This window comes from Enhydrobacter aerosaccus (assembly GCF_900167455.1).
GTDB classification, from domain to species: Bacteria; Pseudomonadota; Alphaproteobacteria; order Reyranellales; family Reyranellaceae; genus Reyranella; species Reyranella aerosaccus.
Genome location: NZ_FUWJ01000001.1, coordinates 1,844,399 through 1,860,279, shown reverse-complemented (window position 1 = coordinate 1,860,279; position 15,881 = coordinate 1,844,399). Strand labels below are relative to the sequence as shown.

The window sequence follows — 15,881 nt, the reverse complement described above, 5'->3', positions numbered from 1 at the left end:
GTGGCACGTAAGCCCGTCACCGATATGTCGGCCTGGCCCTCGCTCACGCTGGAGGGCAACCTCATTGCTCCGGCGATGGTCGCCAGCATCGACCGCCGACAAGCTTCCGAGCAGACGGAGGAGGACTACCGGATCCGCAAAGGCCTGACGATCCGCGAGGAGATCTCGACGGCCTTCCGTGTCGGCCAGTCCCATTTCGATGCGTTCGCGAAACTTCAGAATCCCTCGGTGGAAGCCACGCGGCGCTTCGTGCGGGCCTTCCTTGCGGAAACCTTCGGCTTCGACGATCTCGCTCCGGCTGATGGCGTGGTCTCGTTCCTGGCCGGTGGCCGCGTCCCCATCGTTGTTGTACCGCCCTCGGAAGAGAAGCTCGATCGTCGCAGCCCGACGCTTTCGACCGATCGTTCGCGATCTCCGGCATTCGCGCTTCAGGACTATCTCAACGACAGCGATAATGTACTCTGGGGGCTGGTCACAAACGGGGCCCTCCTCCGCCTCATGCGTGACAACGCCTCGCTGACCCGTCCCGCCTACATCGAGGCCGACCTTGTCGCCATCTTCACCAACGAGGATGCCGCCTCCTTCGCGGTCCTCTGGTCGCTGATCCACCGAACCCGGTTCGGCATCGCTGGCACGCCCGTCACCGATTGCGCGCTCGAACGCTGGCGTGAGGCGGGCTCTCGCGAGGGTGAGGCCGCCCGCGACCGGTTGGCGGCCCAGGTCGAAACCGCGCTGAAAGTGCTGGGCTCTGGTTTCCTCGAGGCCAACCCAGACCTCGCCGCACGCCTGAAATCGGGCGAGGTCAACCTGACCGAGTGGTTCAACGAGCTTCTGCGCCTCGTATACCGCCTCATCTTCCTGATGGTGGCAGAGGATCGGGATTTGCTGCACCCGCCGATCAAGGAAGATGATCCGCAGCGCACAAAGAAACTCGCTGCTCGCAAGCTCTATGCAGAAGGCTACAGCCTCGCCGCGCTGCGGGCGCAAGCGGTACGCGCAGCCACATGGGACAAGCACCACGACCGCTACGAAGGCATCAAGGTGGTCTTCCGCGGCCTTGCGCGCGGGCAGGAGGCGTTGGGGCTTCCTGCACTCGGCGGGCTCTTCAATGCTGACCAACTGCCGCACCTCGAAACCGCACGCCTGCGCAACCGCGCTTTCATGGAAGCGCTCTATCGCCTTGCCTGGCTCGCCGGCAAAACCGGCATGGTGCCGGTGAACTGGCGCGCGATGGAAACTGAAGAGCTAGGTTCGGTCTACGAATCCTTGCTCGAGCTCCAGCCACAGCTTGGCGACGACGGCAGGACGCTCCTATTCGCGTCGGAAGCCGCCGAGCAACGGGGCAATCAGCGCAAGACGACCGGCTCCTACTACACGCCGGACAGCTTGGTTCAGCTCCTGCTCGACAGCACGCTCGATCCGATGCTCGACGAGAGAGAGGCTCAAGCCGCCGATCCGGCCGAAGAGCTCCTGAAGCTCACCGTCATCGATCCCGCCTGCGGCTCGGGGCATTTTCTGCTCGCAGCCGCGCGGCGCATCGCCACCCGCGTTGCCCGTCATCGTGCCGGTGGCATCCCTTCGGCATCCGACTTCCGCCATGCGCTGCGCGAAGTCGCCTGCCGCTGCCTTTATGGTGTGGACCGCAACCCCATGGCGGTCGAGCTGACCAAGGTTGCGCTCTGGATAGAGGCGCTGGAGCCGGGTCGGCCGCTTGCCTTCTTTGATGCGCAGATACGCTGCGGCGACAGCCTGATCGGCGTGTTCGACCGCGCGATGTTGCGGGAAGGGTTGCCTGACGAGGCCTACAAGCCGCTGACGGGCGACGACAAGGAACTCTCCCGTCGCTATGCCCGGCTCAACAAGGAACAGCGCGATCGCGCGAAAGGTCATCCGCTGCTGTTCAAGAATTGGTCGCCGCCCGAAGTCCTGGCCGAGCGCGATCACAAGCTCAAGGAGATCGCGCAGGACGATCTGACGAGCGTCGAGGCAAAGGCGCGCGGCTTCTACGCGATGCGCTCGTCCGATGATTGGCAGCGCCTCAAGACAGCGAGCGACCTCTATATCTCGGCTAATTTCTACATGGCGGCGTTCTTCACCCCGAAAGCGGGCGGCGCGGCAAACACCGATGCCATGCCGCTCACGGAGCATGTGTGGCAGGCGGCAGGCGGCCAGGCGCCGGCCGAACATCTGCGCCAGGGCGCGATGCTGACGTCCCGGAAAGTGGGCGCCTTTCATTGGTTCATCGAATTTCCCGAGATCATGGAGCGTGATGGCGGCTTCGATGTCGTCATCGGCAATCCGCCTTGGGAGCGCATCAAGCTTCAGGAGCAGGAGTTCTTCGCTGCGCGCTCACCGGCAATCGCCGCTGCGCCGAACAAGGCTGAGCGCCAGAAGCTGATCGATGCCTTGGAGGCGGCCGATCCCAACAGTGCGGATGGCCGCCTGTGGCGGGATTTCGTCTTTGCAAAGCGCACGGCGGAGGCAGCCAGCGAGTTTGCCCGTTCATCAGGCCGCTATCCGTTCACCGGCCGGGGCGACGTCAACACATACGCGCTCTTTGCCGAACTGTTTTCGCGGCTTGCGAAGGGCACCGGCAGGGCTGGCGTTATCGTGCCGACAGGAATTGCAACCGATTCTACCACCTCACTTTATTTTGGGGATCTGATCGAAAACAAAAAGATTCGATCGCTCTTCAGTTTCTATGAAATTCGAAATTGGTTCAAAGGTACCGATGACAGGAAGCCCTTCTGTCTGTTGTGCTCCGGAGGCTATTCTGAAGCGGCGGAGTTCTGTTTCGATATTAAATCTATCGGTGAGGTATCCAATCCGGAACGTTGTTTTACGCTAACGGCTCGTGATATTGCCCGCATCAACCCTAACACAAAAACGGCACCCATCTTCCGTTCCCGCGCCGACGCGGAGCTGACGGCGAAGCTTTACGCCCGCGCACCCGTGTTGATTGAAGAGCGGCCCAAAGAAGAGGGTGGCGATATCAATCCCTGGGGCATCACGTTCCAGTCTATGTTCCATATGTCCAACGACTCCGGCTTCTTCCGCACACCAGCGCAGATGGAGGCCGACGGCTGGCAAAGCGATGGTGTGAACTGGGTGCGGGAGACGGCGGCAGGCGTCGAACGCCGCGTGCCGCTTTACGAAGCCAAGATGATCCACCATTTCGATCATCGCTGGGCGACCTATGGCGCCGACGCAAGTGACGACGAGGAAGGCGCCCGCGACTGTACCCTTGCCGAAAAGCAGAATCCCGATTTCGAGCCGTCGCCGCGTTACTGGGTGCCCGAGGACGAGGTTGTCTTGCGCGCCGCCCGCGTGCCATCGGCACTGAAAAGCGCCGTCAGGCTGGCGCGAGGCGACCGCGGAAAGGGGCGCCGAAAGGCGGACGCCGATGCGCGGGAAGGCGGCCGCTCCGCGGCGCTCAAGGCGCTCGTCACCTGGCTGGCCGGAGCCGTTCCTGCCCTCGAAGGGCGCCCCGCGCGAGAGGCCGATATTTTCCATCTCCTCGGCCGCGCGCAGGACTGGCGCGGCGCGCTGAAGGCGTCGCCCGAGCGTTTCCTGCTCGATCCCAAGACGCTCGCGGCCGGCGCCGAGATGCAGCGCGAGACGCCGCTAGAGGCGGTCGATCTCGCCTTCGTAGCGGAAGCGCCGCAGGATGCGCTCGCCCTCGCTGAACTTCTGATCGAACTGAAGCAGCCCCGCTGGCTCATGAGCTGGCGTAGAAATGCGAGAACGACGGATGAAAGAACCTGGATACCCACAGCGCTGCCGAAACGCGGTTGCGGAGACAGCATCTTCCTTTGGAGTTTTTCTTCTATTACTCCGCAGAAAGCATCGATATTTCTTGCATCCGCCTCATCTTTGGTATCGGACTTTCTTGCTCGTCAGAAAGTCGGTGGCTCAAACCTGAGTTTCTACTTTGTTGAACAATTTCCTGTCCTGCCGCCCTCCGCCTTCTCCACCCACGACCTCGACTTCATTCGCCCGCGCGTGCTGGAGTTGACCTACACCAGCCACGCCATGAAGGCCTGGGCGGAGGATCTGGGATATACGGGTCAGCCCTTCGCGTGGAACGAGGATCGCCGCGCCCAGTTGCGCGCCGAACTCGATGTGTTCTTCGCCAGAAAATACGGTCTGACCGAGGAAGACCAGCGATACGTCCTCGATCCTGCCAAGGTGAAAGGCGTCGATTACCCCTCCGAAACCTTCCGTGTGCTGAAGGAAAAGGAACTCCGCCTCCACGGCGAATATCGCACCGAGCGATTGGTCATGGATGCGTGGAAGCGGATGGCGGCAGAGCGTCCGTCTGATGCGCTTCCTGTCTTGGTCGAATTGCCAACTTTCGAAGACTTGCCGAATGGCGCATGGGCTTGGCCGGCGAACATTCAACCTCGGGATCGCCTCCGCTACGCGGCACAATATGCGCTTTGGCAGATGGACCCCGCGAGCGATGGCGCAGGCGCGCGCTTCGTCATCGCCGGCCTCGCCGAGCCGGCGTTGCTCACGCCTTGGTTGAAGGCCAGCGACAGGGATCAATGGATCAGGCTCATCGGCCCCGAGGCGCAGCCTGCACAGGGCGCGGTCCGACTACGCCCCGCCATCAACGCGGCGTGGCGATCGATGTTCGAGACGCTGCTTACCTCAGGTCAGTTGGAAGAACGCGCCGATGGGACGTGGACAAGGGGGCAGCATTTCAGCTCGGCGGGACTGCACGCCGCCTCCGCCGATGCGCAGCGCGCCGCCTTCGCGATCCGCGCCGTGCGGGGCTTGGACGTCGGCAGCATCACCGCTGCGGCCGCGCGCGAAGACAATGTGATCTGGGCGAGGTTCGGAAGTGGCAGCTCAGGCTGACCTGTTCGCTCCGGCGATCCAGCCGCCGCAGGCGCCGGACGGACGAGCCGGGCCTCGGCTCTGGGTTCGTCGTCTGGCCATCTTCGAGGATCCGCAGACCATAAAGCGGGATGTATCGCTGAAGCCTGGTCTCAACATCATCTGGACGCCGGACATGTCGAACAGCGGCAGCCGCGCCTTGGCCCATGGCAGCGGCAAGACCACCTTCTGCCGGCTGCTTCGGGCCTGCCTGGGCGAGCCCGGCTATGCGACGGACGCTCAGCGATCACGCCTCATGGCGCGGCTTCCGAACGGCCTCTTCGCGGCCGAGATTCTGATCGACGGCGTGTGCTGGGTTGCCATTCGCCCACTGGGGCTGCCGGGTGGAGAGTTCGTCGTTCAGGCTGATTCCATCGAAGATGCGATCGCACGGGGACATCGCGATGGCGATCAAGCATCCATCGACGCCGTCATCGTTTCTAGCTTCTTCTCGACGATAGCGGGGGCCACGCCGGCGGAAGTCAGCCGCGAGCAGGTCTGGGATGTGATTCGGGCCTGGCTGACGCGCGACCAGGAGTGCCGTCTTGCCGATGTTCTTGCATGGCGGTCGTCGCAGACGCAGACGCGTTCCCGCGCACAGGTATTGGGCGAGACAGCCAAGCTGACCATGGTGCGCCTTGCCTTGCGTGCTCTCGATGCTGAAGAGCGTGCCGCCGCCGCCCGCGAGCGAGAACTCGTGGCCGCACTCGAGGAGGAGCGCCGTCGCCACACCTATCAGCAACAGCGATATGCCGAAGGCCTGAAGGCCGTGAGGCTGGCATTGGGCGTCAGCGACGAGGTGGGTTTCGAAGACACGATCGACCAGAAGGGGCTGGTCTCGCTGGCAGAGGAGGCTTTAGCCGACGCCATGCGCGCGGATTTGCCGAAGCCGCCGGATGTCGGCTCGATCTTCGCACGGCAAAAAGCGCTCAACGAGGAGCACGAGACGCTAACAGCGAAGCGTCAGGAGTTGGAGAACGAGACGCGTTTCAAACGTGGTGAGGCTGAACGATATCGCTCTGAAGCGAATCAAGGAGAGATCGACATCTCTCAGGGAGGAATCAGGGTCTGCCCCGTCTGCAGGGTCAGCATAGATGAGGTTAAGGCGAAGGGATGTGGGATTGCGCTCGAGCGATGCGACCTTCCGGCGATTAGGGCGGCCATCGAGGAAAAGCAAAAGAAGGCCGCTGATCTGGATTCAGACGCGAGCGCAGCACAGCAGGAAGCCAAGCGCATTGAGGCCCTGATCCAACAGCTTGAGCCGCGCAAGCAGGCGCTTGAGGCGGAAGCAAAGGCCGCCGATGCAGCCAGCCGCGCCGCTCAGGCAGCCGCCAAGGCGGTGCAGGACCGTGTCTATCGGGCGAGGCGCACGCTCGATGACGTGCGTTCGCTTCGCGAACGTGAGGCTGCCGCAAGATCCACCCCCGCGGAGACCACGGCACTGGAGACGGTTCGCGCAAAGCTGAAGCTCGGGTACTCGCGATCGCGGGCCGCCATTAGAATACTGGAGGAAAGGTATCAAGGGATCATGGCCGCCTGGCTTCCCGAGGGAGTGCAGGGCAGCATCAAGTTGGACGGCCACGGCTTGAAGGTTGATGCCGAATTTTCCGGACGAGGTGAAGTGTCAACGGCCGCCTTGGACTCCCTCAAGATCGTCGCATTCGATCTCGCCGCACTGCACTTGGCCGTCGAGGAAAAGGCGGATCTACCAGCTTTCCTTATCCACGACAGCCCGCGTGAGGCGGATTTGGACGGGCAGCTCTACGCTCGCCTTTTCAGCCTTGTGCATCAGTGGGCGGAAGAAGTGGAAGCGCCTTGCTTCCAATACATTGTCACGACCACGACCGCTCCGCCGTCCGAACTGCAAGGTGATCGTTACGTGAGACTCGTAATGAGCTCGACTCCGGCGGAGCGGCGCCTGTTCGCAATGGACATTTGAGCGCCGCCGCGATGACGATCGAAACGCCCCAATCGTTTGTCGTCCGAGAGGAATGTCAGAAAGCGGCGTCGCAGAACGGCTTTCGCCGCCTCTTGGGGGAAGAGGCTGGCTGGGCGGCCTTCGGCTCGACGACGGCGAAGGGCCACATCTACCTGGCCGCAACAGGACCGGCAGGGCCGTGGTATCTCGCCCTCGACCATCACGGCGTTATCGAGGAACTGGGCGTGCCCGCGGCCGATGTGGCCGGGCCCGGCCGCGCCCGTTTCGCCTTCGATACGCTCGGCGCACTCTATGGGGTGCTGCACCGTGTCTATGAACTCGGGGTCAGCCTGCCCGACGCGCCGCTCATAGAGTTCGAGCATCGGGTCGCTAACCTGCCACAGACGACGGAGGCCGAACGGCTGGTCGTCCAGAGGATCGGGCAGGATATCTTTCGCGATCGCCTGATGGACTACTGGCGGCGGCGCTGCCCGCTGACAGGAATCGCCGACGCGGCCCTGCTGCGCGCCTCGCACATCATCCCATGGGCGGAATGCGAAACCGACGCCGAGCGGCTCAACGTGCATAACGGCCTTCTCCTTTCGGCCCTTTGGGATGCTGCATTCGACCGCGCACTCGTCACCTTCGACGATGAGGGCAAGCCCGAGTTCTCGTCGGGTCTCAGCGAGCAAGCGCGCGCCGAACTGCGCTGGAGCGCCCCCATTCCGCTGACAGATGAGCATCGGCGTCGGCTTGCGCGCCACCGTGAGCGCGCGCGAAGAGCCGATCTGGTCCCGGAGTGAACGATCGTGGCCCGAGAATAGACTAGCGCATCGTTTGCGATGTCGTCCTCGCATAATAATAAATAGTTCTCGCGTAGTACTGGGGGGCTTGCCGCATGTTCGATGATTGGTGCGATATCGACGAAACGGCCCGCGGCGAAAGAAAGAAGCTGTGCGGCCTGACCGAAAAGGCTGGTGGAAGGGCGGCCATCAAGGACGAGCTTATCGAGCGCGTCCGCTCCCACTACGACAAGCTCGAGCAGATCGCGGACGATGTGGAACGTCTAGGGTTTCCCGGAGCGTCCGCCATACTCAGGGAACGATTGCCGCGCACGGCGCGCGAGCGCTCCGGAGAATTGGGCGAGATCATCGCCTCCGAATTCATTGAGCACCACACTGGATTCCGTATCCCCGTGCGCCGCTTGCGTTACAAGGACGGTCGCGAGATGGCACTGCGCGGAGATGATTACGTCGGTATTGATGAGGATGACGAGCGGCGGCTTCTTTTCCTCAAGGGCGAGGCCAAGAGCGGGCGCACGGTCCCGCAGGGCGTCGTCGCCGATGCCCGCGAGCGTCTTTCCGAGAATGATGGCCGCCCGACGACTATATCCCTGCTGTTCGTCGCCGATCGTTTGCTTGAATCGGATGATGAAAACGACAAGGCCCTGGGGCGGCGAATCCGGGATGAGGTAGCGCTTAGGGCTGTTCCGCCGCAGCGGATCACGCATGGGCTGTTCGCGCTCTCGGGAAACAACACAGACGCCGTTCTGGAAGCCGATCTGGAAGAGGCCGACGGGGCGCACAACCACCTCTCCGCCGGGTTCCACGTCGAGGGCCATCAGGCTTTCATAGCCGAGATTTACGAAGAGGCCGGCAACCTTGGAGACGATTGACGAACTGCAAGCTTTTATCAGCACAGCGACGCGGGACAATGTCCGCGGACGCTTGCTCTACCGTGGTGAAGCCCGCGCGATCATCCGTCGCGAAGGCGAGCTTCCCGCTGGCGCGCCGCAGTTCGCGGAAACGCTGGACACCGATCTGTCCGAGTATGGATTCTCCTTGCTCCGGGCTTCCCTTGCCTTGCGTGAACAGGGCGCCGACACAGGCGTGTGGCGTCCCGGATTCCTGAAGGCGGGAAACGCATTCGAGGCGCTCGTTCGCAACGGCTCGCCGGAAACGCTGCAACGCGGCTTCTGGCGCGTGATGGGCGCGGCCTCCTATCACCTTGCCGGCTATTCGGCGATGGCCTACTCGCTCATCAGCCAGCGTGAGGAGGATCCGAATTTCGCGCCGGGGGAACTTGCGCTCGCCCGCCTGATTCTCAGGGATCTTCGGACCCTGAGAAACGAAGCGCGTACATGGCTCCGTGATCCGCTGCATCAGGACGGCGCTATCCGCGCCAGCCTGGCGGAGGGTGCCGCCGACTTTGACGACACCATTTCTGTCATATTGACCACGACAGTACATCGAGCGTTTGCGATCTTCGACTTCGCGCTTGCCACGGGTTCTGCCGCTCTACAGGAGGAGGCTCTTGCGCTCCTCAGGCGAGCGCTGCGTGTTGCCGGCGATTCAGGTGCGGTTTCCCTGTGGTGGATCATTCGCGTTGCGCTCAACCTGATCGACGATCTATGGGCGCACAGTCTTCACCGCATTCTGCCGTCCGAGGGGCCGCAGGGTGCTACTGAATACGGCGAACTGCGGGAGCTGTTTCTCGCATCGCTCTATGCACGCGACATAGCGGAGATCGAGCTTTGGCCATCGCAACTGGAGGCGGCGCGCCGCGCAACTGAGCTCGACGACGATCTGGTCGTGGCACTTCCAACCAGCGCAGGCAAAACGAGGGTTGCTGAAGTCTGCGCCTTGATGTCGCTCAGCGCTGGCAAGCGCATCCTTATCGTGACGCCGCTGCGCGCCCTTTCCGCCCAGACCGAACGATCGTTCCGCCGGACTTTCGCCCCGTTGGGATTCTCGGTTTCCTCATTGTACGGCGCGAGCGGCATGATGCCGGGCGACGAAGACGCGCTTCGCACGCGGCAGATTGTGATAGCGACACCCGAGAAGCTTGATTTCGCGCTGAGAAACGATCCAGACCTCATCGATGATGTCGGTCTGATCGTGCTTGATGAAGGGCACCTGATCGGTCCCAGCGAACGCGAACTCCGGTACGAAGTTCTCGTGCAGCGACTCTTGCGGCGTGACGACGCCGGCGAGCGGCGCATTGTCTGTCTCTCAGCCATTCTGCCGGATGGAGAGCAGCTTGACGATTTGACCGCTTGGATGCGGTCCAACGCGGACGGCGCTCCTGTCAAGTCGGAATGGCGTCCGACACGCCAGCGTTTTGGAACACTTGCCTGGACCGGCCAAGGCGCCCGGCTGACGTTCGACCTTGACGACGACGGACCCTTCATCCAGCAGTTTGTCGAGCAGCAACCGCCGATCCGTCCTCGCCGCACGCCCTTCCCCAGAGACAACGCCGAACTGACGCTCGCTGCGGCGTGGCGCTTCGCCGATGAGGGCAAGCGCACGCTCGTCTTCTGCACGCAAAGGGACCATGTCGAAAGCTATGCAGAGAAGATCGTTGATCTTTCCCGCCGCGGGTTCCTTCCGCCTCTGCTCGCCAATGCCCCCGCGATCGAAAGAGCCAAGGCCATCGGAACAGAATGGCTTGGCGAAGATCACCCAGCGGTCATGTGCCTTGATGTCGGCGTCGCCATTCATCATGCCCGCCTGCCCAATCCGTTCCTTCGCGAAGTCGAGCGCCTTCTCAATGAGGGAATTCTCACGGTTACGATCGCATCGCCGACTCTCGCGCAGGGCCTCAATCTCAACGCCGCCGTCTTGTTGGTACCCAGCCTCTACCGGGCTGGTGTCGCGCTGTCCGGCGAAGAATTTGCCAATGTGGCCGGACGGGCGGGCCGCGCATTCGTCGATCTCGAGGGACTCGTGGTCCATATCATGTATGAGCCGGTGCGCTGGCGAAGGCAGGCGTGGCGCGATCTCGTAAACTCATCGCGAGCCCGCTCCCTTGAAAGCGGGCTGATCCAGATCGTGACGGAAATTCTCCGCCGCCTTGCGCGCGGAGGGATATTGAACCGGGCAGATGCCTTTGAGTATCTGGCCAATAACAGGCAGGCCTGGGACGTTCATGTAGACGAGGAGGGCGACGAGCCGCTGGAACTCCTTCTGGAGAAACTGGACAACACCATTCTGGGCCTGATTGAAGCTCTTGATGCGAATGCTGACGATCTGCCTGCGCTCATCGACGAGGCCCTGAATGGTTCGCTTTGGGCGCGACAGATCGCACGCCGTGTGGAGGGCGCGCGGGAGCGGCAGCTAGCCCTGCTCCAAGCGCGGTCGCGGCTCATCTGGGCCAGCACGACGGCGCAACAGCGCCGCAGTCATTTCGCCATGGGCGTTGGCCTTGAAGCCGGGCTCAAACTTGACTCGATGGCGGATGATCTCGCGGCCCATCTCGACCGCGCCGATCTTGCCGCTCTTCCCGGTGCCCTGGAAGTTCTTCAGGAAGCTCTGGCGCAGCTTGCCGAGCGGCTGCTCGCCATCAGGCCGTTCGCTCCCGACGATCCGCTCCCCGCCGACTGGCGCGACATCCTTAATGCATGGGTTGCCGGTGTGCCGGTGAGCGAAATCGGACCCGACAACATGCGCTTCATCGAGGATGCATTTGCCTATCGGCTGGTCTGGGCGCTCGAAGCGTTGCGCATGCGCAGGATTGCGTTGGGCTGGGAGGGCAACATTATTTCTGGGGGTGCGGCGGCATGCCTTGAGACGGGACTTCCGCGCTTCATGATGGCGATGCTCGTAAGAGCGGGACTTCCTACGCGTGCCGGCGCGCTCGCGGCTGTCAATGATCTGAACCCTGTCTTTGTCGACAGCGCCGGACTGGTGGAATGGCTGGGAAGCAACGAGGTTGCCGCGCTGACGGACGCGGACGAATGGCCGACACCCGAGACGGCGGAAATCTGGAAGCAGTTTCGGAACGACATGCTCAGAAGCGGCGCTCAAAAGTGGAGCGACAGGGAATGGCGGCGCAATGTCAATCCCGACACATACGAATCCGATCCAGCTCCGGACCGGCCCTACAGGGTCGAAATTGATGATCAGGATGACTCAGTTTGGGTTTGCACACCGGACTTCCAACGTGTCGTGAAACTCCGGCGCACCATGCGCGATCGCGGGCCCAGCGTCCTGAGTGCTAGATTCGAAGAGGGTAGTGCGGCAGCAATCATCAGGCGGCTTGGTCGCTCCCGCCCGACTTGGTCCGAGTGATGGACTTTACGAACTCACGCTAGCCAAGAGTAGAGAATTCCTGGAATCCCAATCGTGGGCGGTGCCGTGCTAATAATTGATGGCGGTATTAAGCTCCGTCACCATCCAGTCCACCCTGTATTGCGGAGCCCTCGTTCAACCTGTGACGTCCACCTTCGGAGGACAGGCCGCCCGGGCCATAACTTTGTTATGAATGTATGAAGCAATACATGATATGTGGCTAAGGCCTGTGTACGAGAAGGGCCGCATTGGGAATGCGGGACTCTCTCGTTGACGGATTGAACCATATTTTATATATGGTTATCTCCGACTTAGACAAAGTAACTCATGTCATGTCCCGGCTCATCTCCGCCCCTTTCTTTAGCGCGCATCCGGTCTTCGACCGCGCGGAATACGCGGCTGCGGTAGGCCGGGACCCGAGTGACAAGGTCGTCACCGCGATGCTTGCTCAGCACCTTCACGCCGGCAACATCAAGCGGGTCGCGCGGGGCGTCTTCGCTTCCGTTCCCAAACACGCCGACGCCCGAAAGTGGTCGGTCGACCGGTTCTTGGCAGCATCCCGACTACGCCGGGGCGCTGTCATCGCCTATCACTCGGCGATGGAGCTGCATGGCTCCGCCTACACGGAGGGGTATGAGGTCCAGGTGATCGCACCCGGTGAGCCGGGTGTGCTTGAAGCCGCCGGCTTTTCGTGCCGCTTCATCAAGCCGCCGCGCGGCATCGCTCGGCGAGGCGGAGAGGTGAAGGACGGGGTGACGGTTGTCGACCGCATGGGGCTCGATGTTCGCGTCACGACGGTCGAGCGCACGATCGCAGATCTGTTCGACCGCTACGAACTCGCCGGCGGGGCGGATGAGCTGTTCAACTCTCTCGACCTCGTCGCACGGGTCGATGCTGCAGCACTGGTCCGCCACATGCGCGCGCTCGGCAACGCGGCGGCGGCCGGTGCGCTGGGCTTCTGGCTCGAGCGCGAGCAAAAGCGGCTTGGCATTCCCGACGCAGCGCTCCGGCAACTGCACGCGATGGCACCGCGTCAGGCTCGTTATGCCCTGGGCGCCAGGCCGGGAGAGGGGAGGACGGCCAAGGGCTGGAACGTAATCCTGCCCGTCGACGTCGTAGAACGCCGGTTCGAGGGGCTGTGAATGGCGGCGCCTTCGATTCAGACGCTTCAGCGGATTGCCGACGATACCGGTCATCAGGCCGGGACGCTCGAAAAGGTAATCCGGCTGCTCGATATCCTGCAGGAAACTGCGGGCGATACCATCTTGAGTGAACGGCTCGCTCTCAAGGGCGGCACGGCGCTCAATGTCTTTCATCTTGGTCTCGACCGGCTGTCGGTTGATATCGATCTCAACTATGTCGGCGCGCTTGATCGGTCGGCGATGGAAGCTGAGCGGCCAGAGGTCGAAGCTGCTCTGAACCGCCTCCTCGCATCTCAAGGCTATTTCGTTCGACGCCGGCCTGACGAACATGCAGGCGGCAAGTGGCTTCTGCGCTTTGACTCCGCGTTGGGCGGAAACGCCACGCTGGAGCTCGATGTGAACTACATGGCGCGCCAGCCGCTGTTTGGCGCCACTCGTATGCCGTCCACTGCGCTTGGTGACGTGCGAGCAGAACGAGTGTTGGTCCTCGACCTGCATGAGATCGTCGCCGGCAAGCTTGTTGCACTCTTCGACCGGCACGCCGCACGCGATCTTTTTGACGCGCGCCGCATCCTGTCGCTCGATGGTCTCGACTGGAAGAAGATCAAGGCCGCCATGCTCGCTTTTGGCGCCTGCGGGCGCCGAGACTGGCGAACAGTGTCAATCGATTCCATCAAAGGTGATCCGCGCGAGCTTCGGCAAAAGCTTATGATTTGTCTGCCGCGCGGCTATTTCGCTGACCGGCGTGCTATCGACACTTGGGTTGAGGAAACCGTCGCTCTCTGCCGAGAGAAATTTGCCTTTCTTCTCGACTTGACGACGGCCGAGCGGGAGTTTCTCGACTGCGTACTCGACCGTGGGGAGGTCAATACCGAGCTGCTGGACGTTGAACCCGAGATCCGCGCCCGCATGGGGGCCATGCCGATGCTTGCCTGGAAGTGCCAGAACGTGCGGAAGCATCGTGGGCTCGACGGTTGATGTCTGGTTCAATGGACGATGACGTACTTCGTCGAGTGAATTTCGACCTCATCCGTCAGAAGCGTGCATACATTTCTCTGACGGAGCTTCGCTGGGTGGCGGCACAAAGTGACGCAACGCCTGACCTATTAATGGCATGCGCGGTACCAACCAACTTGATTGCACCTCCGAAGGTGTACGGATTGACGAGAGGGTGACCGTGGCCCGAGTCTTCACGCGTGAGCAATTCTACGAGCTCGTTTGGTCCAAGCCGATGACGCACTTGGCGAAGGATTTCGCCATCTCCGATGTTGCGCTCCACAAGATCTGCAGAAAGCACGGTATCCCCAACCCGCCGCTTGGCTGGTGGGCGAAAAAGGCGGCCGGGAAGAAGGTGAAGCAGACGCCACTGCCGGAAGCCAAGCCCGGCGCTCCCGACAGGATCACGATTTCCGATGGTGAGCTCGGTCGTGAATCGGCCAAGCTCGCGGCCGCACGCGAGCAGGCACGCATACAGGCATCCGACGGCGACGACAACGAAGCTGCACCGCCGCACCCGATCGTCGACCGCACCATCGCGGCGCTCAGAAAGGCGAAACCATCCGATATCGGCCTGGTCGCCGTCAGCCAGGGTGGACTCATCAAGTGCGAGGTTGCGCCGCGATCCGTCGATCGCCTCGCAGTTATTCTGCTGCGGATCGTACGGGCGGCTTCCTTGCAGGGATTCCAGCTTGTCGGCGGTGAGGGCGCGGCGCACTTCAAATCGGAGACCGAAGTCATCGGTTTTTCGATCTCCGAGCTGGTCAAGCGCGAGAAGCATGTGTTGACCGACGCCGAGCGTAGCAAGGAGGAGGCATGGCAACGCAAGCGCGACCTGGCGGCACGGCGCAATGCTTGGGATGCGGTGCTCCTCGACAGGCCGCGATTTCCGGAATGGGACTATCACCCGACAGGTCAGCTCTCGTTCGAGTTCGAGCAGGTCTATGTGTTCGGAGGAGGCACGGGCCCTCGTCGCAGCTTCCGCGACGCCAAGATCCAACGGCTCGAGACCATGGCGAGCGAGATCGGCGTCGGGCTCGCGGTGCTCGCTGCGGCAAAGACAGAGCAACGGCTCAAGAGGGAAGCGGAGGAGCGGAGAAGGGAGGAAGAGCGACGCCGGCGCGAACTGGCGGAGCGCGCCAAGCATATCGAGGATCGTCGCATCGCCGGGCTTGGGGCCATCCTGGCGGAACTCGACGAGCTCGATCGGCTGCGCCGGCTCATCGCCATGCTCACGACAGAAGTCGCAGCCGAGCCGACGGCACGCCTTACGACGTTCCTCTCCTGGGCACAGGATCATCTGGCAAAGCGTGAAGCGCGCCTTTCTGCGCAGGCGATCGAGGAGCGGTTCGCCGCCGCGCATTTGTTCGGCGACGACGACGAACACGCCTTCACGCCGTCGAGATGGTACTAAGCGAGAGACTTGGCGTGCGGGCCGATGGCGAATGATTGCCGGTCGTGCTAAAGCGATGACGGTATTTCTGACGCTGACGTGCAATGCGTTGCGTGATCGACGAAGCGAAAGAATCGACCAGTCGTTGTCGATAGTCGCTGAAACCTCGTTGAATCGGAATCGCGCGATTTTCTGTTGAAAATCAGCACCGGAAATTTTTGTCGGTGCGCAGTTCGGATCGCGACGCGCGATCAAAAAAAATTGCGCTGAAAAATCAGCGCATTAAGATAGCCAAAAATAGATGAGTGGGCGTGACGGGGAGTACTGTGGAGTAGAATGGGATAGGGCAGAGTACCAAAGGCGATGTTGTCTCAGCGATAGCAGTCGATAGTCGTCGCATCATTGCGGCCCGCGTCTCAATTGACCATCTGACGCCCGCGTTGTTGCGTTCAAGTGAGAACCCGGGAGCCTGCTTAAACCGC

8 protein-coding genes are annotated in these 15,881 nt (G+C 62.1%); all 8 read left to right on the top strand.

Translation table 11 applies throughout. The annotated features are described in order from the left end of the window. Positions 1–4,863, top strand: coding sequence for an Eco57I restriction-modification methylase domain-containing protein (locus B5D62_RS08885; protein ID WP_085933376.1), 4,863 nt, complete (start codon positions 1–3; stop codon positions 4,861–4,863). Continuing rightward, positions 4,847–6,820, top strand: coding sequence for a DUF2326 domain-containing protein (locus B5D62_RS08880; protein ID WP_085933375.1), 1,974 nt, complete (start codon positions 4,847–4,849; stop codon positions 6,818–6,820). The genes B5D62_RS08885 and B5D62_RS08880 overlap by 17 nt, the downstream gene beginning before the upstream one ends. 11 nt (positions 6,821–6,831) lie before the next feature. Continuing rightward, positions 6,832–7,602: an HNH endonuclease gene (locus B5D62_RS08875; protein ID WP_085933596.1), complete on the top strand. Its 771-nt coding sequence runs from the start codon at positions 6,832–6,834 to the stop codon at positions 7,600–7,602. Between the two features lie 95 nt (positions 7,603–7,697). Beyond that, complete coding sequence (locus B5D62_RS08870; protein ID WP_085933374.1) at positions 7,698–8,474, top strand: Hachiman antiphage defense system protein HamA; 777 nt, start codon at positions 7,698–7,700, stop codon at positions 8,472–8,474. Further along, complete coding sequence (locus B5D62_RS08865; RefSeq protein ID WP_085933373.1) at positions 8,461–11,868, top strand: DEAD/DEAH box helicase; 3,408 nt, start codon at positions 8,461–8,463, stop codon at positions 11,866–11,868. Before B5D62_RS08870 ends, B5D62_RS08865 begins: the two co-directional genes overlap by 14 nt. A gap of 332 nt (positions 11,869–12,200) precedes the next feature. Continuing rightward, the gene (locus B5D62_RS08860; protein ID WP_139373775.1) at positions 12,201–13,010 is read left to right on the top strand and encodes a type IV toxin-antitoxin system AbiEi family antitoxin domain-containing protein; all 810 of its coding nucleotides are present in this window, start codon (positions 12,201–12,203) and stop codon (positions 13,008–13,010) included. Further along, entirely contained in the window at positions 13,011–13,988 is a 978-nt protein-coding gene (locus tag B5D62_RS08855) for a nucleotidyl transferase AbiEii/AbiGii toxin family protein (protein WP_085933371.1), read from the top strand. A gap of 199 nt (positions 13,989–14,187) precedes the next feature. After that, entirely contained in the window at positions 14,188–15,420 is a 1,233-nt protein-coding gene (locus B5D62_RS08850) for a hypothetical protein (RefSeq protein WP_218190984.1), read from the top strand. The last annotated feature ends 461 nt before the right edge of the window (positions 15,421–15,881 follow it).